General features: G+C 61.4%; 25 protein-coding genes. 9 read left to right on the forward strand and 16 right to left on the reverse strand.

The features are described 5' to 3' along the window. Nucleotides 1-26: 26 nt before the first annotated feature. Together groL and groES are read right to left on the reverse strand one after the other, a co-directional pair. Nucleotides 27-1679 (reverse strand): chaperonin GroEL, encoded by a 1653-nt coding sequence (gene groL, locus V7650_RS09735; protein WP_335656050.1) that lies wholly within the window; start codon nucleotides 1677-1679, stop codon nucleotides 27-29. Nucleotides 1680-1726: 47 nt separating this feature from the next. Then, nucleotides 1727-2017 (reverse strand): co-chaperone GroES, encoded by a 291-nt coding sequence (gene groES / locus V7650_RS09740; protein ID WP_335656051.1) that lies wholly within the window; start codon nucleotides 2015-2017, stop codon nucleotides 1727-1729. A gap of 334 nt (nucleotides 2018-2351) precedes the next feature. On the opposite strand from groES, the gene V7650_RS09745 reads away from it, so the two are divergent. Genes V7650_RS09745 through sppA form a run of 7 tightly spaced genes read left to right on the forward strand, consistent with a single transcriptional unit; the run spans nucleotide 2352 to nucleotide 7860 of the window. Continuing rightward, entirely contained in the window at nucleotides 2352-2636 is a 285-nt protein-coding gene (locus V7650_RS09745) for a BufA1 family periplasmic bufferin-type metallophore (RefSeq protein WP_442955285.1), read from the forward strand. Between the two features lie 60 nt (nucleotides 2637-2696). Continuing rightward, entirely contained in the window at nucleotides 2697-3569 is an 873-nt protein-coding gene (bufB, locus tag V7650_RS09750) for an MNIO family bufferin maturase (RefSeq protein WP_335656053.1), read from the forward strand. Further along, on the forward strand, nucleotides 3553-4296 hold the full coding sequence (locus V7650_RS09755; RefSeq protein WP_335656054.1) for an HvfC/BufC family peptide modification chaperone: 744 nt from the start codon (nucleotides 3553-3555) through the stop codon (nucleotides 4294-4296). Before bufB ends, V7650_RS09755 begins: the two co-directional genes overlap by 17 nt. Then, nucleotides 4286-4744 carry a DoxX family protein gene (locus V7650_RS09760; RefSeq protein ID WP_335656055.1) on the forward strand — a complete coding sequence of 153 codons (459 nt, stop codon included), beginning with the start codon at nucleotides 4286-4288 and terminating at the stop codon, nucleotides 4742-4744. The genes V7650_RS09755 and V7650_RS09760 overlap by 11 nt, the downstream gene beginning before the upstream one ends. Before the next feature lie 4 nt (nucleotides 4745-4748). Further along, a complete protein-coding gene (locus V7650_RS09765) occupies nucleotides 4749-5273 on the forward strand; it encodes a sigma-70 family RNA polymerase sigma factor (protein WP_335656056.1) in 525 nt (174 codons plus the stop codon). Nucleotide 5274: 1 nt separating this feature from the next. Continuing rightward, on the forward strand, nucleotides 5275-5916 hold the full coding sequence (locus V7650_RS09770) for a DUF1109 domain-containing protein (RefSeq protein WP_335656057.1): 642 nt from the start codon (nucleotides 5275-5277) through the stop codon (nucleotides 5914-5916). Between the two features lie 57 nt (nucleotides 5917-5973). Beyond that, nucleotides 5974-7860, forward strand: a complete 1887-nt coding sequence (gene sppA / locus V7650_RS09775) for a signal peptide peptidase SppA (RefSeq protein WP_335656058.1) — start codon at nucleotides 5974-5976, stop codon at nucleotides 7858-7860. Here sppA and V7650_RS09780 read toward each other — a convergent pair. The 8 genes from V7650_RS09780 to mdh form a co-directional block, all read right to left on the reverse strand. Then, nucleotides 7833-8465, reverse strand: a complete 633-nt coding sequence (locus V7650_RS09780) for a trimeric intracellular cation channel family protein (RefSeq protein ID WP_335656059.1) — start codon at nucleotides 8463-8465, stop codon at nucleotides 7833-7835. The two genes, sppA and V7650_RS09780, sit on opposite strands and share 28 nt — an antisense overlap. Next, complete coding sequence (locus tag V7650_RS09785) at nucleotides 8462-9136, reverse strand: PepSY domain-containing protein (protein WP_335656060.1); 675 nt, start codon at nucleotides 9134-9136, stop codon at nucleotides 8462-8464. The genes V7650_RS09780 and V7650_RS09785 overlap by 4 nt, the downstream gene beginning before the upstream one ends. Nucleotides 9137-9170: 34 nt before the next feature. Beyond that, a complete protein-coding gene (gene lpdA, locus V7650_RS09790; protein WP_335656061.1) occupies nucleotides 9171-10577 on the reverse strand; it encodes a dihydrolipoyl dehydrogenase in 1407 nt (468 codons plus the stop codon). 65 nt (nucleotides 10578-10642) lie between these two features. Continuing rightward, nucleotides 10643-11884, reverse strand: coding sequence for a 2-oxoglutarate dehydrogenase complex dihydrolipoyllysine-residue succinyltransferase (gene odhB / locus V7650_RS09795; RefSeq protein WP_335656062.1), 1242 nt, complete (start codon nucleotides 11882-11884; stop codon nucleotides 10643-10645). A 119-nt stretch (nucleotides 11885-12003) separates the two neighbouring features. After that, on the reverse strand, nucleotides 12004-14787 hold the full coding sequence (locus tag V7650_RS09800) for a 2-oxoglutarate dehydrogenase E1 component (RefSeq protein WP_335656063.1): 2784 nt from the start codon (nucleotides 14785-14787) through the stop codon (nucleotides 12004-12006). A 243-nt stretch (nucleotides 14788-15030) separates the two neighbouring features. After that, the gene (locus V7650_RS09805) at nucleotides 15031-15324 is read right to left on the reverse strand and encodes a GIY-YIG nuclease family protein (protein WP_335656064.1); all 294 of its coding nucleotides are present in this window, start codon (nucleotides 15322-15324) and stop codon (nucleotides 15031-15033) included. A gap of 118 nt (nucleotides 15325-15442) precedes the next feature. After that, nucleotides 15443-16333, reverse strand: a complete 891-nt coding sequence (gene sucD / locus V7650_RS09810; RefSeq protein ID WP_335656065.1) for a succinate--CoA ligase subunit alpha — start codon at nucleotides 16331-16333, stop codon at nucleotides 15443-15445. A 96-nt stretch (nucleotides 16334-16429) separates the two neighbouring features. Next, nucleotides 16430-17392 (reverse strand): malate dehydrogenase, encoded by a 963-nt coding sequence (gene mdh / locus V7650_RS09815; RefSeq protein ID WP_335656066.1) that lies wholly within the window; start codon nucleotides 17390-17392, stop codon nucleotides 16430-16432. A 310-nt stretch (nucleotides 17393-17702) separates the two neighbouring features. Between mdh and V7650_RS09820 the strand changes: the two genes are divergently transcribed. Together V7650_RS09820 and V7650_RS09825 are read left to right on the forward strand one after the other, a co-directional pair. Then, nucleotides 17703-18797: a hypothetical protein gene (locus tag V7650_RS09820; RefSeq protein WP_335656067.1), complete on the forward strand. Its 1095-nt coding sequence runs from the start codon at nucleotides 17703-17705 to the stop codon at nucleotides 18795-18797. Continuing rightward, nucleotides 18794-19834 carry a phosphotransferase gene (locus V7650_RS09825; RefSeq protein ID WP_335656068.1) on the forward strand — a complete coding sequence of 347 codons (1041 nt, stop codon included), beginning with the start codon at nucleotides 18794-18796 and terminating at the stop codon, nucleotides 19832-19834. The genes V7650_RS09820 and V7650_RS09825 overlap by 4 nt, the downstream gene beginning before the upstream one ends. A gap of 54 nt (nucleotides 19835-19888) precedes the next feature. On the opposite strand, the gene zapE is transcribed toward V7650_RS09825, so the two are convergent. The 6 genes from zapE to V7650_RS09855 form a co-directional block, all read right to left on the reverse strand. Continuing rightward, entirely contained in the window at nucleotides 19889-21016 is a 1128-nt protein-coding gene (zapE, locus tag V7650_RS09830) for a cell division protein ZapE (RefSeq protein WP_335656069.1), read from the reverse strand. Next, nucleotides 21013-21507 (reverse strand): PaaI family thioesterase, encoded by a 495-nt coding sequence (locus V7650_RS09835; protein ID WP_335656070.1) that lies wholly within the window; start codon nucleotides 21505-21507, stop codon nucleotides 21013-21015. The genes zapE and V7650_RS09835 overlap by 4 nt, the downstream gene beginning before the upstream one ends. A gap of 16 nt (nucleotides 21508-21523) precedes the next feature. Beyond that, entirely contained in the window at nucleotides 21524-22306 is a 783-nt protein-coding gene (locus tag V7650_RS09840; RefSeq protein WP_335656071.1) for a succinate dehydrogenase iron-sulfur subunit, read from the reverse strand. A gap of 105 nt (nucleotides 22307-22411) precedes the next feature. Continuing rightward, a complete protein-coding gene (locus V7650_RS09845; protein ID WP_335656072.1) occupies nucleotides 22412-23296 on the reverse strand; it encodes an alpha/beta hydrolase in 885 nt (294 codons plus the stop codon). A gap of 21 nt (nucleotides 23297-23317) precedes the next feature. Next, a complete protein-coding gene (locus V7650_RS09850) occupies nucleotides 23318-24553 on the reverse strand; it encodes a threonine synthase (protein ID WP_335656073.1) in 1236 nt (411 codons plus the stop codon). Nucleotides 24554-24613: 60 nt separating this feature from the next. Then, nucleotides 24614-25627, reverse strand: coding sequence for a phosphoribosylglycinamide synthetase (locus V7650_RS09855; RefSeq protein WP_335656074.1), 1014 nt, complete (start codon nucleotides 25625-25627; stop codon nucleotides 24614-24616). Between the last annotated feature and the right edge of the window lie 29 nt (nucleotides 25628-25656).

Raw genomic sequence — 25656 nt, forward strand, 5'->3', positions numbered from 1 at the left:
CAGCACTGGCTGAGTGGTTGGGGTTTTTAGAAACCCATGCCGCCCATGCCGCCCATGCCGCCCATGTCCGGCATGCCGCCGCCGCCGCCCTTGTCGTCTGATGGCAGTTCCGCCACAGCCGCTTCGGTGGTGATCAGCAGTCCGGCAACCGAGGATGCATCCTGCAGGGCTGCACGAACAACCTTGGTCGGGTCGATCACGCCAGCCTTGACCAGGTCTTCATAGACGTCGGTCGCTGCGTTGAAACCGAATTCCTTGCTCTTCTGGTCAAGCATCTTGCCGGCCACAACCGCGCCGTCAAAGCCCGCATTTTCAGCGATCTGGCGAACCGGAGCCTGCAGCGCACGACGAACGATGTCGATGCCGCGGGTCTGGTCGTCGTTGATGCCTTCGAGGCCCTTGAGCGCCGCGGTGGCATAGAGAAGCGCAGCACCGCCGCCAGGGACAATGCCTTCTTCGACAGCCGCACGGGTTGCGTGCAGGGCGTCGTCGACGCGGTCCTTCTTCTCTTTCACTTCGACTTCGGATGCGCCGCCGACCTTGATCACGGCAACACCGCCAGCGAGTTTCGCCAGACGTTCCTGCAGCTTTTCCTTGTCATAGTCGGACGTCGTGTTTTCGATCTGGTTGCGGATCGCTTCCACGCGCGCCTTGATGTCGGCTTTCTTGCCAGCGCCGTCGACGATCGTGGTGTTATCCTTGTCGATCGTGACATTCTTGGCTTCACCGAGCATGTTCAGCGTAACGCTTTCCAGCTTGATGCCGAGATCTTCAGAGATCATTTCACCCTTGGTCAGGATCGCGATATCCTCGAGCATCGCCTTGCGACGATCGCCGAAACCGGGAGCCTTGACCGCAGCGATCTTGAGGCCGCCGCGCAGCTTGTTGACCACCAGGGTCGCGAGCGCTTCGCCTTCAATATCTTCGGCAATGATCAGCAGCGGACGGCCGGCCTGCACAACCGCTTCCAGGATCGGGAGCAATGGCTGCAGGTTGGTCAGCTTCTTTTCGTGGATCAGGATGTAGGGATTGTCGAGTTCGGCAACCATCTTGTCCGGGTTGGTGATGAAATAAGGCGACAGGTAACCGCGGTCAAACTGCATGCCTTCGACAACGTCGAGTTCAAAGTCGAGACCCTTGGCTTCTTCAACCGTGATTACGCCTTCCTTGCCGACCTTTTCCATCGCTTCGGCGATTTTCTCGCCAACTTCGCGATCGCCATTGGCGGAGATGATGCCGACCTGGGCAATTTCTTCGCTGCCCTTGACGTCTTTCGAACGCTTCTTGAGATCCGCAACCACGGCCAGGACGGCCTGGTCGATACCGCGCTTCAGATCCATCGGGTTCATGCCGGCCGAAACGGACTTCATGCCTTCCTTGACGATCGCCTGGGCGAGAACGGTGGCGGTGGTGGTGCCGTCGCCGGCCACATCGTTGGTTTTCGATGCGACTTCGCGAAGCATCTGCGCGCCCATATTCTCGAACTTGTCCTTCAGTTCGATTTCCTTGGCAACCGATACACCGTCCTTGGTGATGCGCGGTGCGCCAAAGCTCTTGTCGAGCACGACATTGCGGCCTTTGGGGCCGAGGGTTACCTTAACGGCGTCGGCCAGCGTGTTCACACCCTTGAGGATGCGCTCGCGGGCGTCGCGGCCGAATTTTACGTCTTTAGCAGCCATGATAGTGTCTCCTGCTTAATTGATTGAAATTGTGATGGGGTAAGCGCCTACTTCTCGATGATGCCGAGAATGTCGCTTTCCTTCATGATGATCAGTTCTTCGCCGTCGACGGTGACTTCCGTGCCGGACCATTTGCCGAACAGGATCTTGTCGCCCTTTTTCACGTCAAGTGCAGTCGACTTGCCGCTCTCGTCTTTCAGGCCCGGGCCAACGGCCACGACCTTGCCTTCGGATGGCTTTTCCTGCGCGCTATCCGGAATGATGATACCGCCTGCGGTTTTGGAGTCCGCTTCGACGCGGCGCACCAGTACACGGTCATGCAATGGACGAAATTTCATAGATTTCCCTTTCTTGTCCAATCCAAATCTCTCCAGACCGGCGCTTTCGCTGCCGGCCGCAAGAGCAGAATCTGTGTGAATTAGCACTCTCTCCTTTCGAGTGCTAACGAAGCCCATGTAGTGCCTATTCATCTGCCGTCAAGGGACTGGACACAAAATATTTGATTCAATTTTTGTTGGATTTCCAAGGCATTGCGAATCAATATGCTGGCAATCCGTATTGCTCCGGAGCGATCGTGTAACCGGATCATTGCGGCCGGCGAATGGATTTGCGAGCCCGCATTGGCGGGTTCATCCCAATCTCGGTTTCCAGAGAGGAAATAAAATGTCTGCCATGATCAAAACCACCGCCGCCGCCGCTGCCCTGGCTGTTGCTGCCACCCTGTCCCTGTCAGCCACCGCAGCCGAGGCCGCCGGTGCCAAGGAAAAATGCTTCGGCGTCGCGCTCGCCGGCAAGAATGACTGCGCCGCCGGGCCGGGCACCAGCTGCGCCGGCACCTCGACCTCCAACTATCAGGGCAATGCCTGGAAATATGTAGCCAGCGGCCAATGCGTCAAGATGGGCGGATCGCTGACCGCCAAGGCCGGTAATGCGAAACCGGTTCCCAAGAAGAGCTGATGCCGCTAAATTCCGTGGATGGCCGCTATCCCTGATCCTCGCGCCTCGTCGGCTGTCACCGTGCCTCGCTCTCTCCCCCGATCGGGCGGCATAGGTCTCAAGTCGGTGCATTACCAGGATGTGCTGGACGATGCCGCAAAGCCGGGGCGACCCTCATGGGTGGAGGTGCATCCACAGAATTACTTCGGCGATGGCGGTCCGGCGCACCGCTGGCTCACCGCCATCGCCGGGGTTTACCCGCTGAGCTTCCACAGCGTCGGCCTGTCGCTGGGCAGCGCCGACGGTCTCCGCACCGCCGATCTGGACCAGCTCGCCACGCTCTGCGATCGCTACCAGCCGGCGATGGTCTCCGACCATCTCAGCTGGAGCGGCAATGCCCATGACCGCTACCCCGATCTGCTGCCGATTCCCTACACAGGCGAAGCGCTGGACCATCTGGTGCGCGAAATCGGCAAGGTCCAGGACCGCCTGCGTCGTTCCATTCTGATCGAGAACCCGTCCCGCTATCTCGGCTTCCGCGACGACGAGATGACCGAACCCGAATTCATCCACGCCCTGTGTCGAAAGGCGGGCTGCGGCCTCTTGTTCGATATCAACAATGTCGAGGTCACCGCGACCAATGTCGGTCTCGACATGGATGCCTATGTCGACGCCATCGACCCGGCCATCGTCGGCGAAATCCATCTCGCCGGCCATGCCCGCGAAGATCATCCAAGCGGCCCGCTGCTGATCGACGACCACGGCTCCGCGGTCAGCGCCGCAAGCTGGGACCTGTATCGCCGGTTCGTGAACCGCGCAGGCGCCAGGCCGACGCTCATCGAATGGGACAGCAATATTCCGGATTATGCCGTGCTGATGGCCGAGCTTGCCAAGGTCGAAACCATCCTCGGCGACGGGCAAGCAAGCGAGCGCCGCCATGCCCTCGCTCGCTGAAAGCCAGGCACGCTTTGTGGCCTGCCTGCAAAAGGGTCCGGCGCTTTTTCCCGCTGACCTGTTCAGCCAGAACCGCGAGCGGGCGCTGCTCGGGCTGAAGGCCCATGCCAACACCATATCCCACGCCCGGCTGGTGGCGATCGAACAGGCCTATCCGAAATTGCACCGCCATCTGGGGCACGATCAATTCCACGCCCTTTCCCGCGACTATGTCGAACAGGACCATGCCATGGCCTGCGACATCAACGGTATCGGCAAAGGCTTCGCCGCGTTCCTGGCAGCCGCTGCCTGCGACGGCAGCGCCGTTGATCTGGCCCGCATCGAATGGGCCTGGCTGGAAAGCTATCGCAGCGCCGAAGCCGAGCCACTCGGCCTGGATGAAATCGCCGGCATCGCCGAAGCGGAGCTGCTCGCCTTGCCCATTGCCCCGCACCCGGCCTTGCGCCTGATCACCCTGACCGCGCCGCTTTCGACGGAGCTGGCAGAATTGTGCCAGACAGATCCGCACGCGCTGATGATCGTCCGCCCGCAAGCGCAGATATTGATCCATCCGCTGACCGCAGAGGTAGCGGCCATAGCCGAAAAAATGGTCGGCTCGGCTACCATGGGTAACCTTTTGGACCATGCCCTCGAACTGGGTGAAGAAGCAGCGGCAATGCAGCATGTCATGATGCTGATTCAGGCCGGGGCGATGATCCGGGACGAGGGGCAGCGACATGACCGATAGGGTGGCAAATCTGACGGAGCGACTGGGTGGCCCGGTGCCCGAGGGAATCGCGCTGCTGTTCACCCGGATCGCCCTCGCCGGCATTTTCTGGCGTTCGGCCCGAACCAAGGTCGAGGACGGCAGCCTGCTGACGATCCGCGACACTACGCTGTTCCAGTTTTCCGATGCGCCGTTCAACCAGGTGCCGATCCTCAACGGCGACCTCGGTGCCTATGTCACCACCTACACCGAACATTTGCTGCCATTTCTCTTGCTGTTTGATCTCGCGACCCGGCTGGGCGCGCTCGGCGTGCTGGCCATGACTCTGGTCATCCAGACCTTCGTTTTCCCGGACATGGCGGTCTGGTGGCAGACCCATATAATCTGGGTGGCTATGGCACTGGTGCTGATCGTGCGCGGCGGCGGCCTGTTCTCTCTGGACCGGCTGATCGGGCACAGGCTGGGCTGATCCGATGATCGCCAGTGAAGAAACATTTCGGCAGCTGATGGTCCGGGCGCAGGGCGGCGACAAGATCTGCTATTCCAGCCTGCTGGTCGAATGCGAAAAATGGCTGCGCCGCTATTTCGCCCGCAAGATCAACCCGGCAGCAATTGATGATCTGGTGCAGGAGACCCTGATCTCGGTCCACCGCAAGCGAGCCAGCTACGACCCGGCCAGACCCTTTCTCCCCTGGCTTGCCGCCATTGGCCGGTACCGCTGGATCGACAGCCTGCGCAAGATCTACCGGCACGAGCATGACCAGCTTTACGAAGAGATGGTCGCCGATCCGCAAGACGGGGATGTGACCGCCAAGGTCAGCCTCGAACGGCTGCTCGGCATGATCCCTCCCGGGCAGGCGGCCGCGATCAGCCTGGTCCGGATCGAAGGACTCAGCATCATCGAGGCCGCCGCCAGAACCGGCCAGTCGGAATCTCTGGTCAAAGTCAATATCCATCGGGGTCTCAAGAAAATGAGCGCCCTCATCGAGAGTGAGTGAAATGAGTGTATCTGCCAATCATCTGATCGAAGGACTGGTCGAAGAGCTGGAGCCGGTCCGGGCATTACAGCCGAAAAACGGGATGGCGATTGTCTGCGGCCTCGCAATGGTGGCAGCGGCCGCCGTGGCCACCTTCCTTGGCGTGCGCAACGACCTGATGACCGGCATGGCCGACGAGATGTTTTTCCTGCGCAGCGGCGTGCTGCTGATGCTGGGCATCGCGACCGCCCTGGCGGTGGTCAACATGGCCCGTCCCGGGGTCGGGAAATTGAATCGCGGCTGGATCTGGGCGCTGATCGCCGCTGCGCTTTTCCCCCTGACCGCGGCGATCATGAGCGCGATCAACATGCCGCCGGTCGAGGCGCTGCGGCCGATGCAAGGACTGAAATGCCTGAGCGTCAGCGGTGTCGCGGCGCTGGCCATTGGCAGCGGCCTGACCCTCTGGCTGCGGCAGGGAGCCCCCACCTCGCCGGAGCGCGCCGGCTGGCTGGTCGGAATCGCATCGGGTGCGCTGGGCGCGGCAGCCTATAATCTCCACTGCCCGTTCAACGACATCTATTATATCGGCTTGTGGTTCACCATTCCCGTCGTGGTCGCCGCGATATTGGGAAGGCTTGTCGTCCCCCGCCTTATCCGCTGGTAATATGGCCGCCCGATCCCATATAGAAGGGGTCCATCCGATCGAGACAGGGAAAAATATATGCAATTTGCGCGCGCGGCGTGGAAATTTCTGGTCGCCATAAAGGATGGCATGGTGCTGATCGCCATGCTGCTGTTTTTCGGTGCGCTTTATGCGCTGCTGTCATCGCAGCCAAACAGCGCCGCGATCCGGGATGGCGCGCTGTTGCTGGACCTGAACGGCGTGATTGTCGAGGAGCCGGCAGCCCCGAGGTTCGAGGATTTTCTGGCCGGTGCCAGCGATAGCCCGCGCGAATATCGGCTGCGGGATGTCGTGCACGCCATTGATGCCAGCGCAAAAAATGACCAGGTCAAGGCCATCGTGCTGGACCTCGGCAGCTTTGCCGGCGGCGGCCAGACCAGCCTGACCGATGTCGGCGAGGCCCTGGATCGCGCGAAAAAGGCGGGCAAGCCGATCTACGCCTTCGCCAGCTTCTACAGCGACGACAGTTACCAGCTGGCCGCCCATGCCACGGAAATCTGGATGGACCCGATGGGCGGCATCATCTTTGCCGGGCCGGGTGGCAACCGGCTCTATTACAAGGGCCTGATCGACCAGCTCGGCGTAACCGCCAATATTTACCGGGTCGGAACCTACAAGAGCGCGGTCGAGCCCTATATGCGGGCTGACCAGTCGCCAGCCGCGCGGGAAGCGTCGCAGGCCCTGTACGGGGTGCTCTGGGACAGCTGGCTCGCCGAAGTGAAAAAGGCCCGGCCACAGGCGGCAATCGCTTCCTTTGCCGACGATCCTGCCACCTATGTCAAGACCGCCCGGGGTGATCTGGCCAAGGTCGCAACGGATCAGAAGCTGGTCGACAAGCTGGGCGACCGCTTCGCCTTCGACCGGTTTGTCGCGGAACAGGTCGGAATCGATGAAGCGCCATCGCCGGACAGCTTCAAGAGCATCGACTATGATGATTTTGTCGCGGCCAATCCGGCAGACACGGACGGCTCGCCGATCGGGGTGATCACCGTCGCCGGCGAAATTGTCGACGGCGAAACCGGCCCCGGCATGGCCGCCAGCGGCCGGATCGCCGAGCAAATCTACAAGGCGCTCGACGAGGACGAAATCAAGGCGCTGGTGGTCCGCATCGATTCTCCCGGCGGGTCGGCCTTTGCCAGCGAGGAAATTCGCTTGGCCTTGCTCGAGGCGAAGAAGAAGAAGCTGCCGATTGTCGTTTCGATGGGCGACGTAGCGGCCAGCGGCGGCTATTGGATCGCGACCGCCGGAGACCGGATATTTGCCGAACCGGACACGATAACCGGATCCATCGGCGTCTTTGCGGTGCTCCCCAGCTTCGAAAAGGCATTGGCCAAATGGGGCGTCACCGCGGACGGCGTCCAGACCACTCCGCTGTCCGGCGAGCCCGATTTCGTCGGCGGCTTCGGCGAGGACCTCAACCTGATCTTGCAGTCGGGGGTTGAGGACAGCTATGCCGACTTCGTCAAGCTGGTTGCCACGGCCAGGAAAAAGACCCCGTCAGAGGTCGATGCGATCGGACAGGGCCGTGTCTGGGACGGCGGCACCGCACGCCAGCTGGGTCTGGTCGACGCGTTTGGCGGCATCAGTGACGCTCTCGCGGAGGCCGCCAAGCGGGCCGGTCTGGCAGAAGGCGATTATCACCCGCGCTATCTCGACCCGGACTCTGGCTTCTCCTGGCTCCCGTTTGACGGAATCCCCTTCGTCCGGCAGGAACGGGCAACGGTTACGGGCATCGTTGGCTGGGCCGCGCAGCGGCAAAAATCGGTCTTCGATCAGGCCCTGGCAACCGCCCAAGGCCTGATGGTGCGCGAGGATGTTCAGGCCCTGTGCCTGGAATGCGGGACCGATCTGCGCCGCGGCCAAAATGCCTCGGCCGGCCTGCTGGACCGGCTCTTGGCCTATTCCTTCTCTTCCGCTCCGCGATAGGCGGGAAGCGACAGGCCCTTGACGATCGCCAGCGCCCGCAGGGTAAATCCGGCGACAAAGGCGATCAGCGCGGCGATGATCCCGGGCATGCCGGTTTGGGCCAGCAGCACAAAGGCGAAGGCGGACAGCGCACCAGCGGTGACATAGAGTTCCGGACGGACGATGATCGACGGCTCTCCCGAGATCAGGTCCCGGATGACCCCGCCGACGCTGGCCGTGATGACGCCCATGATTGCGGCCGGCAGCGGATCGATCCCAAGCTGCATCGCCTTGGCGGCACCGAAGACCGAATAGGCGGCCAGGCCGACGGCGTCGAACCAGTCGACTGCTGCCGGGCGCCAGAATTTGACCGGAGTCACCCAGACCAGCAGGGCAATCGCTAGGCACAGCAGCGGCACCCGCGTGTCCTGCACCCAGAACACCGGCGCACCGATCAGCAGATCGCGCACCGTGCCGCCGCCGACCCCGGTCACCAGCGCAAAAAAGGCAAAGGTGACCAGCGTCTGCCGGTTGCGCGCCGCCACCAGCGCGCCGGAAATGGCGAATACCGCGATGCCGAACAGGTCGAGCCAGCCGAGTGCACTGTACAGGATGGCGGCGTTCATTGCCCCCGCCGCCGTCGGCGCCGCGTGAACAGCAGGACAAAGCCCAGAATCGCGCCGATCAGGGCCAGCGCCGCCGATCCGATCAGCACCGGATGGCTGCTGTCCTCCCGCGTCTGCAGGTCCATGATATGCAGCCCCCACATGAAATCGAACAGCCGCCAGAACCGGGTGCGCACCGACAGCAGTTCGCCGGTGTCGGCATCGATATAGAATCGCGCACCATCGTCGAACGCCACCTGCCACGACGGCCGGCCGCTGCGCTGGTCGATCGGCGCGGCATCGCCGGCAAAACGGGTGACCGAGCGAATCGGCACGGCCTCGGACCGGGCCGCGGTCGCGGCCGCGCTGGCCTGCGCCGCAGACACGGGGGGAAGCAGCGCCCCGGTCAGCGCATCCGCGCGCCGCTTGCCGCCATCGGCATAGGCAACCACCCAGAAGGGACCGGCACGGTCCTGCTGCAGGGTCAGGCTTTTCGCCCGCCGCCCTTCGAGCAGCGGCGCCACCGGCCTGATCGCGTCCAGCGCCGGCGCTGCGCGGCGCAGATGCTCGCCCCGCACCTCCTCGATCGGTTGGGTCACCATCAGCAGCCCGCTCGCCGTCCACAATATGATCGGCACCCCGATCAGCCAGCCCAGCCAGACATGCCAGCGCATGAGTTTGTGATGCTGCATACGCCTACTCCCGCCTGTGCTGAAACCTGTCTGGCTACATGTGGATCGGCTTGCCCTGCACCGCCATCGCCGCTTCCTTGATCGCTTCCGAATGGGTCGGATGCGCATGGCAGGTGTAAGCAATATCCTCCGAGGTCGCGCCAAATTCCATCGCCTGGGTGACCTGCGCGATCATCGTGCCGGCAAGCGACGAGATGATATGCGCGCCCAGCACCCGGTCGGTCTCGGCGTCGGCGATGATCTTCACATAGCCGTCGGTGTCGCGGTTGGTCTTGGCGCGGCTGTTGGCGGAAAAGGGGAATTTGCCGACCTTATATTCGGTGCCGCTGTCCTTGACCTCTTCCTCGGTCTTGCCGATGCTGGCAATTTCCGGATAGGTATAGACCACGCCCGGGATCAGATCGTGGTTTACGATGCCCTGCTGGCCGGCGATGAATTCCGCTGCGGCAATGCCCTCGTCCTCGGCCTTGTGCGCCAGCATCGGTCCCGGCGTCACGTCGCCGATCGCATAGACGCCCGCCACCCCGGTCTGGAAGTCATGGCCGACCTCGATTTGCCCGCGTTCGTTGGTTTCGACGCCCGACTTGTCGAGATCGAGACCGTCGATATTGGGCCGGCGGCCGATCGCCACCAGCACGACATCCGCTTCCAGCGTCTCGCTGTCGCCGCCCTTGGCCGGCTCCATGGTCAGCACCGCCTTCTTGCCCTTGACGCTGCAGCCGGTGACCTTGGTCCCGGTCCGGATGTCAAAGCCCTGTTTCTTGAATATCCGGTTGGCGTCCTTGCGAATATCGCCGTCCATGCCGGGCAGGATCTGGTCGAGATATTCGACCACGGTCACCTTGGCGCCAAGCCGCAGCCACACCGAACCCAGTTCCAGCCCGATCACGCCGCCGCCGATCACCACCATATGGCCAGGCACCTTCGGCAATTCCAGCGCGCCGGTCGAATCGACCACGACATGCTTGGCATTGTCGATTGCGACGCCGGGCAGCGGCGTCACCGACGATCCGGTGGCGATCAGGATATTCTTCGCCGTATAGCTCTTGTCGCCAACCTTGACGGTATGCGCATCCTCGAACGCGCCGCGGCCGTTGATCCAGTCGACCTTGTTCTTCTTGAACAGGAAGGCAATGCCGCCGGTCAGCTCCTCGACCGCCTTTTCTTTCTCGGCCAGCATCTGCTTCAGGTCGAGCTTGGCGCCGCTCAGCTTGACGCCGAATTTCTCCAGCGCACCCGAATGGGCCTCGTGATAGAGTTCCGAGGCGTGCAGCATCGCCTTGGACGGGATGCAGCCGACGTTGAGGCAGGTGCCGCCGAGCGTCTCGCGGCTCTCGATGCAGCCGGTCTTCAGCCCCAGCTGCGCCGCCCGGATCGCCGCGACATAGCCGCCCGGGCCGGAGCCGATTACCAGAAGATCATAGTCGAAATTGTCGGTCATAGTTCACCTTCTCGTTCGTCATCCTGAAACAAGTTCAGGATGACGAGTTGTGTTTGTTAAACAGCTCACAAATCGATCAAGAGCCGCGCCGGATCCTCGATCGCTTCCTTGATCCTTACCAGGAAAGTCACCGCCTCGCGCCCGTCGATCAGCCGGTGGTCATAGCTCAGCGCCATGTACATCATCGGCCGCACAACCACTTCGCCGTCGACGACCACGGCGCGGTCCTCGATCCGGTGCAGGCCGAGCACCGCCGACTGCGGCGGGTTGATGATCGGCGTCGACATCAGCGACCCGAATACGCCGCCGTTGGAAATGGTGAAGGTGCCGCCCTGCATGTCGGCCATGGTCAGGCTGCCATCCTTGGCGCGCTTGCCGAAATCGCCGATCGTATTCTCGACATCGGCGAAGCTCATCGCTTCGGCGTTGCGGATCACCGGAACGACCAAGCCCTGCGGCGCGCTCACCGCTACCGAGATATCGGCATAATCGTGATAGACGATTTCCTCGCCGTCGATCTGCGCGTTGACCGAAGGCACGTCCTTCAGCGCCATGCAGGCCGCCTTGACGAAAAAGCCCATGAAGCCGAGCTTGATGCCGTGCTTCTTGGCGAACAGGTCCTTGTACTTGCCGCGCGTCTCGATCACCGCGCTCATGTCGACATCGTTGAACGTGGTCAGCAGAGCTGCGGTGTCCTGCGCCTCCTTCAGTCGCCGGGCGACGGTCTGGCGCAGCCGCGTCATCCGTACCCGCTCCTCGTTGCGGTTGCCGGAGGGTGACGATGGCGCCGGCGTCTGGGCGCCGCTTGCGGTTCCCTTTTCGGCCAGAGGCGGCTGCTTTGCGCCGGATTTCACATATTGCTCGACATCCGCCTTGGTCAGCCGGCCGTCCTTGCCGCTGCCGCTGATCTGGCTCGGGTCGACGCCATGTTCCAGCACCAGCCGGCGCACCGAGGGCGACAGCGTGATCGAGGCATCGGGCTCTTCCGGCTTGCTCTCTGCCTTGGCTTCTGCCTCGCCATCATCCTTGGCCTGCGCCGGGGCCGGGGCCGCTTTCGCCGCCGAACCGCTGCCGGATTCGATCGTCGCGATCACCGCGCCGACCTCGACCGTGTCGCCAACCGCGACCTTGTGCTCGCCCATGACGCCGGCTTCCGGCGCCGGCACTTCCAGCGCCACCTTGTCGGTTTCCAGGCTGGCAATGGGTTCATCGGCGGCGACGGCGTCGCCCGGCTGCTTGAGCCATTCGCCCAGCGTTGCTTCGGTGATCGATTCGCCCAGTACCGGGACTTTCACTTCTGTTGCCATAATCTCAACTCTGCTTTCGTAGCTTACTGTGTTCCTGCGAAGGCAGGAACCCATCTCCTGTCCTCGCCTCGCCTAACCATCGGGAGATGGACCCCCGCCTGCGCGGGGGAACGGCTCCCTCAACTCGTCTTGTGCCCCAGCGCCTCTGCAATCAGCTGCTCCTGCTGCTGCTTGTGCCGCGACGCCAGTCCGGTTGCCGGCGAAGCCGAGGCCGCGCGTCCGGCATAGATCGGTTCGGCCGCTCCGACATCCGCCTGCGTCAGGCAATCCTCGAGATAGGGCCGGACAAAATGCCAGCTGCCGTTATTCTTCGGTTCTTCCTGCGCCCAGACCAAAGTCTCGAGATTCGTCATTCGCTTCAGCCGGACCACCAGCGGCTCGCCCGGGAATGGGTAGAGCTGCTCGATCCGCACGATTGCCGTATTCTTGTCTCCCGCCGCGTCGCGCGCCTCGATCAGGTCATAGGCGACCTTGCCCGAGCAGAGCACCAGCCGCTTGACGTCCTTGTCGGCGGGCGGATTGGTGTCGGACAATATCCGCATGAAATGCTGGTCGCCCTGGAAATCCGCCGCCTTCGACACCGCCATCTTGTGCCGCAGCAGCGATTTCGGGGTCATGATGATCAGGGGCTTGCGGAAAGACCGCAGCATCTGCCGGCGCAGCACGTGGAAATAATTGGCCGGCGTGGTGATATTGGCGACCTGGATATTGTCCTGCGCGCACAGCTGCAGGAACCGTTCCAGCCGCGCCGAACTATGCTCCGGCCCCTGGCCTTCATAGCCGTGCGGCAGCAGCATGACGAGGCCGTTGGCGCGCAGCCACTTGGCTTCGCCGGAGGCAATGAACTGGTCGATCATGATCTGCGCGCCATTGGCGAAATCGCCAAATTGCGCTTCCCACAGGACCAGCGTTTTCGGATCGGCACCGGCATAGCCATATTCGAAGCCGAGCACGCCATATTCCGAAAGCGGACTGTCGAGCACCTCGAACCGGCCGTGGCGCACCGTGCTCAGCGGCACATATTTTTCTTCGGTTTCCTGGTCTACCCAGACCGCATGCCGCTGGGAAAAGGTCCCGCGCCCGCTGTCCTGTCCCGACAGGCGGACATTATAGCCCTCCGACACCAGCGATCCATAGGCCAGCGCCTCGCCGGTCGCCCAGTCGAAATTCTCGCCGCTCTTGAACATCTGCGCCTTGGCCTCGAGCACCCGGCCCAGCGTCTTGTGGATCTTGTGACCCTCGGGCACCGTGGTCAGGGTCCGGCCAAGACTGTCAAACAATTTCCCGTCGATCGCCGTCTCGACATTGCGCCGCGCGGTTTCCGGGTCGGCCGGAATATGCAGACCCTGCCAGCGCCCGCCAAACCAGTCGGCCTTGTCGGCCTTGTAGTCCGCCGCCGCCTGGAACTCGGTCTCGAGATGGTCGGCAAAGGCCTTGCGGGTTGCATCGGCCCAGTCGGCGTCGATCACGCCTTCCTCGACCAGCCGCGCTTCGTACAGCTTGCTGACCTTGGGATGCTTCTTGATCGCGGCATACATCAGCGGCTGGGTAAAGCTCGGCTCGTCACCCTCGTTGTGACCGAAGCGGCGATAGCACCACATGTCGATGACGATATCCCGGCCAAAGCGCTGGCGGAACTCGATCGCGATCTTGCAGGCAAAGGTCACCGCTTCCGGATCATCGCCGTTGACGTGGAAAATCGGCGCCTGCACGCCCTTGGCAACGTCGGACGGATAGGGTGAGGAGCGCGCAAATTGCGGGCTGGTGGTGAATCCGATCTGGTTGTTGATCACGAAGTGGATGCAGCCGCCGGTATTGTAGCCGCGAATGCCGGAGAAGCCGAGACATTCCCAGACAATGCCCTGGCCGGCAAAGGCGGCATCGCCGTGAATCAGCACCGGCAGCACCTGGTCATGTTTTTCGAGATCGTCGCGCGCGACCTGCTGGGCGCGGACCTTGCCGAGCACCACGGGATCGACCGCTTCCAGGTGCGACGGATTGGGCACCAGGCTCATATGGACGTTGATGCCGTCAAATTCGCGGTCGGAGGAAGTGCCGAGATGATATTTGACATCGCCGGATCCGCCGACATCTTCCGGATTGGCCGAACCGCCATGAAATTCGTGGAAGATCACCTTGTATGGCTTGGCCATCACATTGGCGAGAATGTTCAGCCGGCCGCGATGGGCCATGCCGTAGACGATGTCGCGGACGCCCGACTGGCCGCCATATTTGATGATATTTTCCAGCGCCGGCAGCATCGATTCGCCGCCGTCGAGGCCGAACCGCTTGGTCCCGACATATTTCTTGCCGAGGAAATTCTCATATTCCTCGCCCTCAATCACCTTGTTGAGGATCGCCTTCTTGCCTTCCGGGGTGAACTGGATCGCGGCGTCCTTGCCCTCCATCCGGTCCTGCAGAAAGCGCCGTTCGACGGTGTCGGCGATGTGCATATATTCGAGCCCGACCGAGCCGCAATAATTGGCCCGCAGCACCGCCTCGATCTCGCGGATCGAAGCGGTCTGAAAACCGAGCACGCCGCCGAGATAGACCGGCTTGTCCATTTCGTCGGCGGTAAAGCCGTGGAATTCGGGTGTCAGGTCGGCCGGCTCTTCCAGCTTAGACAATCCCAGCGGATCCAGATTCGCGCCGAGGTGCCCGCGCACCCGGTAGGTGCGGATCAGCATCATCGCCCGGATCGACTTTTCGGCGGCTTCCGCCACATCCTCGTCGGACATCGCCTTGCCGGCCTTGGCCGCGACTTCCTTGATCTCCAGACCCATCCGGGTCGGATCAAGCGCGCTGTTCAGCTCGTCAGCCTCGTCAATCGGCCAGTGCCGCCGCTGCCAGCTCGGGCCCTTTTCGTGCTCGGCGCCGATAAAATCCTGATTCTCAAAACCCATAATATGCTACCTTGTGTGCCCACCGGTTGCTGTGCACCGGCGCAGGCCGGTGCCCAGAATTGTCCTGTCCGATCGTCTGTGCCCCGCCCTGTGCGTAGAACCAGAATCCTGATGTCAGTTCATTTTTCGACCTCAAACCAGATCATCCTTTTTGTGTGCCGGCGAAGGCCGGTATCCAGAACTGTCCCGTCCGATCGTCTGGACCCCGCCCTGCGGCGGGGAACACAAGAAAGCGGCGGCTATTCACTTCACAATCTCGTCCCACAGATCATTCCAATCCGGATTCATCCGTTCGATCCGCTTGAGCTTCCACTGACGGTTCCAGTTCTTTATCCGCAATTCGGTAGCCCTTGCTTCCTGAATGTCGTCGTAACCCTCGTACCAGACCAGTAATTTGCATCCGTGTTTTCTGGTGAACCCGTCGCTCAATCCTTCTCGATGCTCATAAACGCGTTTGGGCAGATTGCTCGTGACACCCAGGTAGATCGTCCCGTTCCTCTGGCTCGCCATGATATAGACATATCCGGGCTTGCCCATTTTCCTTCACCGAGCCGTCACTGTTCACCGGCGAAGGCCGGTGTCCAGAACCGTCCTGTCCGATCGTCTGGGCCCCGCCCTGCGGCGGGGCACAGAAAGTCGAGGAAATTCAAATAACTCAAACCCGCTCCTTCAACATCGCATCCAGCGTGGTACCCAATTCACTCGGCGAAGGCGAAACCCGGATGCCCGCCGCTTCCATCGCCGCGATCTTGTCTTCCGCGCCGCCTTGGCCGCCGGAAACAATCGCACCGGCATGGCCCATGCGGCGTCCCGGAGGCGCCGTCAGACCGGCGATGAAGCCGACCATCGGCTTCGAGCGGCCCTTTTTCGCTTCGTCGGCAATGAACTGCGCCGCTTCTTCTTCCGCGCTGCCGCCGATTTCACCGATCATGATGATCGACTTGGTTTCGTCATCGGCAAGGAACAGTTCGAGCACGTCGATGAAATTGGTGCCGTTGACCGGGTCACCACCGATGCCGACCGCCGTGGTCTGGCCGAGGCCAACCGCCGTCGTCTGGTGCACCGCTTCATAGGTCAAAGTGCCGGAGCGCGAGACCACGCCGACCGAGCCCTTTTTGAAGATGCTGCCGGGCATGATGCCGATCTTGCATTCGTCGGGGGTCAATACGCCGGGGCAGTTGGGCCCGATCAGGCGCGACTTGCTGCCCTGCAGCGCGCGCTTGACGCGGACCATGTCGAGAACGGGAACGCCTTCGGTAATCGCAACGATCAGCTCGATTTCGGCATCGATCGCTTCAAGGATCGAATCCGCTGCAAATGGCGGTGGAACATAAACAACGCTGGCAGTCGCGCCGGTGGCTTCCTTGGCTTCCGCCACGGTGTTGTAGTTCGGCAGCCCGATATGGGTCGTGCCACCCTTGCCCGGCGTAACGCCCGCAACCATCTGCGTGCCATAAGCCAAAGCCTGCTCCGTGTGGAACGTGCCGGTGTTGCCGGTCATGCCCTGGGTGATCACCTTGGTGTTCTTGTCGATTAATATGCTCATATTATGTCCTCGTCATTCCAGCAAAATCTGGAATTGCTTTTCCAGCGCGCTGTGTTGTCGGATGAAATCCCGGCACCCGCCAGGATTACGGTTATGTCATGCCAGCGAGCTATCCAATGCCTTGCAGGCTTCCAGCAATTCCTTCACCGCATCGACCGACACGTCGAAATTGCCTTGCGCTTCGTCATTGAGCTCGATCTCGATGATCTTCTCGACGCCGTCCTTGCCGATGATGCACGGCACGCCGACATAAAGATCGTCGACGCCATATTGGCCAGTCAGATGCGCCGCAGCCGGCAGCACCCGGCGCTTGTCCTTGAGATAGCTTTCCGCCATCATGATCGCGCTGGTCGCCGGCGCATAATAAGCCGATCCGTTGCCGAGCAGCTGGACGATCTCGCCGCCGCCGGAGCGGGTGCGCTGGACGATCGCGTCGATATTTTCCTGCGTGGTCCAGCCCATCTTGATGAGATCGGGGATCGGGATGCCGGCAACCGTCGAGTAGGCCGGGACCGGAACCATCGTATCGCCGTGGCCGCCAAGCACGAAAGCGGTGACATCCTCAACCGACACGTTGAACTCCTCGGCGAGGAAGTGACGGAAGCGAGCGCTGTCGAGCACGCCGGCCATGCCGACGACCTTGTTGTGCGGCAGACCCGAGAATTCGCGAAGGGCCCAGACCATGGCATCCAGGGGATTGGTGATGCATATGACAAAGGCATCCGGCGCGTGGCTCTTGATGCCCTCGCCAACGGCCTTCATCACCTTCAGATTGATACCGAGCAGATCGTCACGGCTCATGCCGGGCTTGCGCGGCACGCCTGCGGTCACGATGATCACGTCGGCGCCGGCGATATCGGCATAGTCGCTGGTGCCCTTGAGCTTGGAGTCGAACCCGTCGACCGGCGCGGCCTGGCTCAGGTCGAGCGCCTTGCCGGCCGGCATGCCCTCGGCAATGTCAAACAGGACGACATCGCCCATTTCCTTGGAAGCAGCGAGGTGGGCGAGCGTGCCGCCGATCATGCCTGCGCCGATCAGCGCAATCTTGTTACGGGCCATCTGGGAAATTCTCCTGAAATAGAGTCGAAAAGGGTATTGCTGGCCGGATTAGGCCGCATTCATGACAATTTCAACCGCAGAAAGTGCCATTTTGGTGGGTATCTTTGCAACTGGTTCGCAGTAGCAATAATTGGCTATCACTTTCGTCATGCTGAGCGCGTTGCCGGACCCCGGCCCTGGGAAAGCCCCCGGCCAGCCTGCCAGCGGTTCGGGAATTTGGCCATAGCCGCCCAAGCCTCCAATTCTTCCAGCTTTTCGCTTTCCAAAGCCCCTCTCCCCCGCCATGATGCAAGGAAAAGAGGATGCCAACATGTTGACAAAAGGCGATGAATATCCGCTGCACCAGACGCCGGAACCGATGGCGCTGTCGGGCGGAAACCGCAATTTCTACGACCGCTATTTCTTCAACGGCTATTCCCCCGACGGCAGCATCTTCTTCGCCGCCGCGCTCGGCATCTATCCGCAGCTCGACATCATGGACGCCGCCTTCTGCCTGTCGATCGACGGCAAGCAGCACAATCTGCGCGCCTCCAAAAGAATGGGCAGCGAGCGGCTCGATCTGACCGTCGGACCGATCACCATCAGCATCCTCGAACCGCTGCAGCAGCTCCGCCTCACCGTGGCCGGCAACGACAGCCCGTTTACCGCCGACATCCTGTTCAGCGCCCGCCATCACCCGATCGAGGAGCCCCGCTTCACCCGCCGCGACGGGCCGCGGCTGATGATGGACTATACCAGAATGACCCAGAATGGCGACTGGTCGGGAACGATTACCGTTGATGGCCAGGATCTCGACATCGGCCATTGCCGCGGCACCCGCGACCGCAGCTGGGGCATCCGCCCGATCGGCGCCGCGGAATCGCAGCCCCCCCCCGCTGGTGCCTTCCCGCAATTCTGGTGGCTCTGGACCCCGCTCAATTTCGACCGGCACGCCTGCTTCTTCCACAGCAATGATGATGGCGAGGGCAAGCCCTGGAACCGGCGCGGCGTGGTCGACTCCTTCGACAGCAATATGATCGAGTTCGAACCGGGATCCATCGATCTCGGCTATCACAGCGGGTCGCGCCGGATCAGGCAGGTGACGCTCGACACCGGTTCCGGTCAGCTCAGCATCACCCCGCGCAGCGGCGACCAGGCACGAACCTTCTACATGTCCGGCCTCGGCTATCTCCATCCCGCCTGGGGCCATGGCATGGATCATGGCGAACTGGAGACCAGCTATGACGTGATCTCGCTCGACCCGGTGCCTGCGATCGACATGACCACCATCCATGTCCAGGCGCTCAGCGACGCGGTGCTGACGGTGGACGGCCAAGAGCATCACGGCATCGGGGTGGTCGAGCAATTGTTCATCGGCCCCCACGCGACCAGCGGGCTGACCGGCCTCATGGACCCCGCTCCATGAGCCGCGATTTCCCGATCAGCCCAGACGAATTCGAGACGGCATTCATCGAAACGGTGTTCGGTGCGCCGGCGGGGGCACTCCGCTCCCTTAGCCACGAACCGGTCGGCACCGGTCAGGTCTGCGACAGCTATCGCTTCACCTGCGACTGGGCCGATGGCCAGGGACCAGCCTCGTTCATCGCCAAATGTCCCAGCACCGACCCGGTCAGCCGGGGGGCCGCAGCGATCTTCCACCTCTATGACATGGAGGTCGGCTGGTATCGCGATCTGGCCCCCGGCTCGGGCGTGCGCTGCCCGGCAAGCTATCATGCGGATATCACCGAGAACGAGCAGGAATTTGTCCTGCTGCTCGAGGACATGTCGCCCGCCTGCCAGGGCGACCAGCTGGCCGGTGCTTCGCTGCTGCAGGTGGAAACGACGCTGGCGGCGGCCGCCAGCCTTCACGATATCCAGCCGGATCAGGGCTTTGAAGCCTATCGCTGGCTGCACCACGGCGCCGGCAACAGCGCCTTCATGCAGAACAGCCTGCCCGCAGGTTACCCGATATTCCGCGAGCGATTTCGCGACCTGCTGTCGCCCGACATCCTGGATCTCGGGCAAGAACTGATCGATCGGCTGGCCCGCTATGTCGCTCACGAACCACCAGAACTGACCGTCACCCACGGCGACATGCGGCTCGACAATATTCTCTTCCACGCCGACGGCCGGGTGGCGGCTCTGGTGGACTGGCAGACCTGCTCGCTCGGCAATCCGGCCAATGATATTGCCTATATGATCGGCACCAGTTTTGCCGACCCCGCGGAGCGTCGCACGCTAGAGCGGCAGCTGGTCACGGACTATCTTGCTGCCCGGTCATCCGCGCCCGATCCGGACGCGTTCTGGCAGGAATATCGCCGCCATGCCTTTTCCGGCTTCATCATGGCGATCAACGCCTCCCTGCACGTCGAGCAGACCGAACGCGGTGACCGGATGTTCGCCGCCATGGCCGAGCGACCGGCGCAAATGGCGCTTGATCTTGACAGTTTGAGCTTGATTTAGGGAATGCCGAACCGGTCAGGGGACGGCAGGATGGTGCACATCCAAGGTTGGAGTTCAGGCCCGAACCTTGTCTCCCTCACCATGGCCCAGCGCCAGATATTCCTCCGACTGCATCTCGATCAGGCGGGAGGCGGTGCGTTCGAACTCGAACGATCCGTCGCCTTCCGGATATAACGCATCCGGTTCGGCTTCCGCGCTGGCCAGCAGCTTGACGCGATATTCGTACAGCGCGTCAATCAGCGTGACAAAGCGTGCCGCTTCGTTGCGATTGTCCTTAGAAAGCCGGGGAATGCCGACCACGATAACCGTATGAAAGCGCCTCGCGATCGTCAGATAATCCTGCGCGCCCCGCGCTTCGGCACAAAGCCGCTTGAAGGAAAAGACCGCCACGCCCTTCAGCGACTTGGGCACATGCAAGGTCCGCCCACCCGGTACCGACAGCTCCTCGCTCGGCACATTCGCGGCGTCGTCTGGGGAATAATCGGTCAGCCGAAAAAAGGCTTCACGCAAAGCTTCGGTCGCGCCCTCGCCATTGGGCACATGCCATAGATCAACGCCGCTTAGCCGCTCCCGCCGGTAATCGGTCGGACCATTGAGCGAGACCACATCAAGCCGCGTCTTGAGCAATTCGACAAAGGGCAGGAAATGCTCCCGGTTGAGACCGTCCTTGTACAGATCAGCGGGCGGCCGGTTCGACGTGGTGACGATCGTCACCCCCGCCTCCACCAGAGCGGTGAACAGGCGCGACATGATCATCGCGTCGGCGCTGTTGTTGACCACCATCTCGTCGAAGGCGAGGAAGCGGGCCTCGCCCGCCAGATCCGCCGCGACCGGCAGGATCGGATCGCCAAGCTCCTTCTTGCGCTCCTCGCGGATCCGTGCGTGCACATCGATCATGAACTCGTGAAAATGGGCGCGTTTCTTCCGCTTGATCGCCAGATTTTCGTAGAACAGGTCCATCAGCATCGACTTGCCGCGCCCGACCCCGCCCCACATGTAGACACCTCTTGGGGGCTCCGGCTTCTTGCCAAATGTGCGCCATAGAAGGCTGCCGCGGGGCGGCACCGCTTCCAGCTCCTCCTGCAATTGCGCTAGCCGCTTGGCACACCCCTGCTGATCCGCATCGGGCTGCAATTCGCCCTGCGCGATCAGCGCCTGGTAGCGCTGATAAAATTCGCTCATTGCAGATCGGTCTTCTGATTCGGCGCCTTTTTCACGATTGCCGTGAACGAGGCCATATTGTCCTGCCCCTCATCACCCTGAACGACCAGTCCGCGCATGAACAGAAAACGTCCGGTTTCGCGCGCAATCTCGACCTGCGCTTCGAGTGGTTCGCCCAGCCGGGCGCCGCCAATGAAATGGGTCTGCAATTCCATCGTCACAGCAAAGCCGGACGGACCCAGTTCCAGCACCCGCATCGCGGCGAACAGCGAACAGTCGATAAAGCCCATCATCGTGCCGCCGTGGACGACATCGCCGAGATTGCGGTGCTTGCGTTCCGGAAACATCCGGACCCTGGCGATATTGTCGCCAAGCCCGTCTCCGCCGCGCCGGACAATCATCCGGCCGAGGAAGCTGTTGTAGCAATCCGGATCGGTCAGCACCCAGCTGTTCCAGCCGGGATGGTCGGGGTCAGGATCGCTTATGACAAAATTGCGCTCGGTCTCGGCCATTGCTACTAGCGGGCGATCAGATTTCGCGGGATGCGGTCATCTTCTTGATCTCGGCGATCGCCTTGGCCGGGGACAGGCCCTTGGGACAGGCGTTGGCGCAGTTCATGATCGTGTGGCAGCGATAAAGCCGGAACGGATCTTCCAGCTCATCGAGCCGCTCGCCAGTCATTTCGTCACGGCTGTCGGCGAGCCAGCGATAGGCCTGCAACAGGATGGCGGGACCCAGAAACTTGTCGCTATTCCACCAGTAGCTCGGGCAGCTGGTCTGGCAGCAGGCGCACAATATGCATTCGTAAAGTCCGTCCAGCTTGTTGCGGTCCTCCGGCGACTGCAGCCGCTCCTTGCCGGACGGCGTCGGCGTTACCGTTTTCAACCAAGGCTGAATCGAGGCATATTGCGCGTAGAAATGGGTGAAATCGGGCACCAGGTCCTTGATGACTTCCATATGGGGCAGCGGCGTGATCGTGACCTTGTTGCCGCAATCCTCGATCGCGGTGGTGCAAGCCAGGCCGTTCTTGCCGTTGATGTTCATCGCGCAGGATCCGCAAATGCCCTCGCGGCAGGACCGGCGAAAGGTCAATGTGGCGTCCTGCTCGGACTTCATCTTGATCAGGGCGTCGAGTACCATCGGTCCGCATTCGTCCGTGTCGATTTCGAACGTATCGTAGCGCGGGTTCTCGCCCGTGTCGGGATCATAGCGGTAGACTTTGAACGGCCGCTTCCTGCCGCTGGTCAGCGCTTGGTGCAATTCGCCCGTTTTGCGAATCTTGCTATTCTTGGGCAGCGTGAAAGTGGCCATGTCTGTCGGATTCCCTTTTTCTCGGGATCGGCATAACCAAGAAGCGCAGCTATCTCAACCGTTTTGCACTGCAAAAAACGACGCTCGCTCCCTCGAAGCGCACAATCAGTCAAGGCGCTCAAAAAACGCGACCATGTCATCCAGCACTGGAGCCTTGTACCGAAACGGTTTGGCAACAGCCATCATGATCTCAAGGTGATCGACGCCCGGATATTCCACATATTCCGCCCTGCCGCCCGCCTCGACAATCTTGTCGCGCAAAACCTTGCTGTTGCGAGGCTTAACCTGCGTGTCATCGGTTCCGCTCGAAAGCCAAAGCGGCGGTGCGTCCGCCCGGACAAAATTGATTGGCTGGGTCATGTCCGGCTCAGCATATTCGCCAAAGCTTTGCTTGGTCGTCTCTGAATCGAACGGATAGAAGTCATATGGCCCGGCCAGCGCTGCCACTCCGCGGATCAGACCGGGTGATTTTCCTTCCCGGCCCAGCCACTGGGGATCGAGCGCCAGCATCATCGCATTATAGGCACCCGCAGACTGGCCGGACAGGAATATCCGCTGCGTATCGCCGCCATATTGACCGATATTGTCGTCGACCCAGGCAAGCGCCTTGGCGCTGTCTTCGAGGAAACCGGGGAAGCGCGTTCTGGGAAAGAGTCGATAATCCGGCAACACGACCATATAGCCGCGGTTGGCGAGCGCCCGGCCTGTGAAGGCATATTGATCCTTGGCGCCATCGCGCCATCCTCCGCCGTAGATGAAGACGATAACCGGAAGCGGTCGGGTACCGGCGTCCTTCGGTGTCCAGATATTGAGCCCGAGCCCGAGCTTCTCGTCGTAGAGCCGGTCCTGCACCAGCAGTTTCGCGTTGCTGTCACCCGGAAAGACATTGTTGACCATGTCCAGCTGCTTCGGTCCCGGCTGCGAGAAAAACCACCAGGCAAAGCCGCCAGCCGTCAGCAAAAGCGTCGCGAAGAAGAAGAACCACTTCATCGAAGAGCCCTGGCCAGTCGCTCAAGCGCTGGCAATGGCGCTCCAGTCGATCGGTTGATGGCGATCCAACGCGGCATCGGCAGCAGGCATGGGATATTTGAGCCCGTTGCCACAGTTGAACAGGACCGCTCGGTCGGACCTGTCGACCAGGCCCTCGTCGAGCGCTTTCAGATAGGCGGCAGCGGTAGCCGCACCTTCCGGACAGAGCAGCAGCCCCTCCTCATGCCCAATCCTCTGCTGCGCCGCGATGATAGCGTCGTCGTCAACCGCAATTGCAAAGCCTCCCGAATCGCGCACCGCCTGCAATATCAGGAAATCGCCGATGGCGACTGGCACGCGAATGCCTGCGGCAACCGTGTGGGCGTCTTCCCATAGCGGCGCGTGTTCCAGTCCCTTTTCCCAGGCATCGACGATCGGCGCACAACCCGTCGCCTGCACCGCGACCATCCGCGGCCGCTTCGAGTCGATGAAGCCGATCTCCTGCAGTTCGTCGAATGCCTTCCACATGCCGATCAGACCGGTACCACCACCGGTGGGATAGAATATCACATCGGGCATTTCCCATCCCAACTGCTCCGCCAGTTCCAGGCCCATCGTCTTCTTGCCCTCGATCCGGTAGGGCTCTTTCAGCGTCGACAGGTTGAACCAGCCCATTTCCGCTTCGCCATCGGCAACGATCTTGCCGCAATCATTGATAAGGCCGTTGACCCGCCAGACCTTGCCACCCTGCAACGCGATCTCGCGGACATTCACTTCCGGCGTATCATCAGGACAAAAGACGAAGGCCTCCATGCCTGCGCGCCTGGCATAGGCAGCCATGGCGGCGCCGGCATTGCCATTCGTTGGCATCGCGAGCCGGGCCAGTCCCAGTTCCTTTGCCATCGACACCGCCATCACAAGCCCGCGCGCCTTGAACGATCCCGTTGGCAAACGCCCTTCGTCCTTCACGATCACCTGCGATCCCAGCGAATTGTCCAAGGAGATCAGCGGCGTCATCTCCTCGCCCAGCGAGACAATATTGGCGGCGCTGGCAACCGGCAGCAGCTCGCGATAGCGCCACAGGTCGGTGGGGCGAGCGGCCAGCTTTTCCTTGGTCAGAGTTTTTGCGATAGCGGCGAGATCATAACGCACCAGGATCGGTGCGCCGGCGGGCGACAGGTTCTGGATCGTGCCGGCTGGCAAAAGCCCGCCGGTCTTGGAGCATTCCAGATGGGTAACGTAATTCGCGATATCGGCGGTGCGGTTGTCTTGGGTCATCGAGGCTTGCTAGCAGTCACTGCCACGCAATCCACCCTAAAATTTGCATTGGATCATGTATCACGCAATCATCCCGTTGCGCTTCAGCCCCTCCGCTATGATTGTCTCGAGCAGTTGCGCATGACTGAAGCCTGCCGCCGCGGCCGATTTTGCGACCACTTTTTCGGACCACAGATTGCAGTTCAGATTGATTTCGATGAAATTGATTTCACCCGTATTCCTGTCCAGCCGAAATTCAATCCGGCCATAATCGAACGGCTCGAATTCCCGGGCGATTCTCTCTGCCATCTGCTGGATCTTGGGAGCAAATTCCGCGTCATCAAAGCGTTTCAGCGTCGCTTTCTCGGTATTGGGAACCAGATCGCGCTTCTCGAAATAAGTCCATAGCTTTTGCGTGTCTTCCCGCTCATAGATAAGCATCGGCAGAATTTTCGGACCATTTGCGCTGATAAATGCCACCTGCACGTCATAGCCGTCGAGATAGGGCTCCACTATTGCATCATGCCCCTGGGCATGGATCCCGGCCACGGCATTGGCGACGCCAGCCCAGTCAAAGGCATCGGAAATCGCCCAACTCGCCGAACTGGCATTGGGCTTGATGACCCATCGCTCGGCCTTCGGGCAATCGGACTCGTTGACGGGTGCGCCCTTGCGATAGCAGAACCATGCCGCGGTCGGCACGCCGGCATGAGCAGCCACCAGTTTGGATACCGACTTGTCATCGCCCAATCCGCGAATGAAAGGCATGGCTCCGACATAGGCGATCCCGTGCATGTTGCACAAAAGCGGGATCAGCATTTCACTGTTTACAAAGCCGCCGCGATTGAGCAGCGGAAAAACGAAATCGACACCCGGATTGGTGAACAGCACATCGTATCGATCAGAAACCATCAAATGGATGCCAAGGCTCTCGAGGCTTGTTCTCACTTCATGATGGTAGATGGCGTGATTGCCGTCCTCCGGATGCATCCCGCCGCCCCAGAGGGCATGTTTCGCCATATACAGGAATTTCAGGCGCGCCTTGGCTTCATCGGGTATGATCAGTGGTTCGATATCAACCGATTTCGACATCATGGTTCTTCTTCGTATCATTCTGATTCGGC

The sequence above is a fragment of the Parasphingorhabdus sp. genome (assembly GCF_036964565.1).
Lineage (GTDB): Bacteria > Pseudomonadota > Alphaproteobacteria > Sphingomonadales > Sphingomonadaceae > Parasphingorhabdus.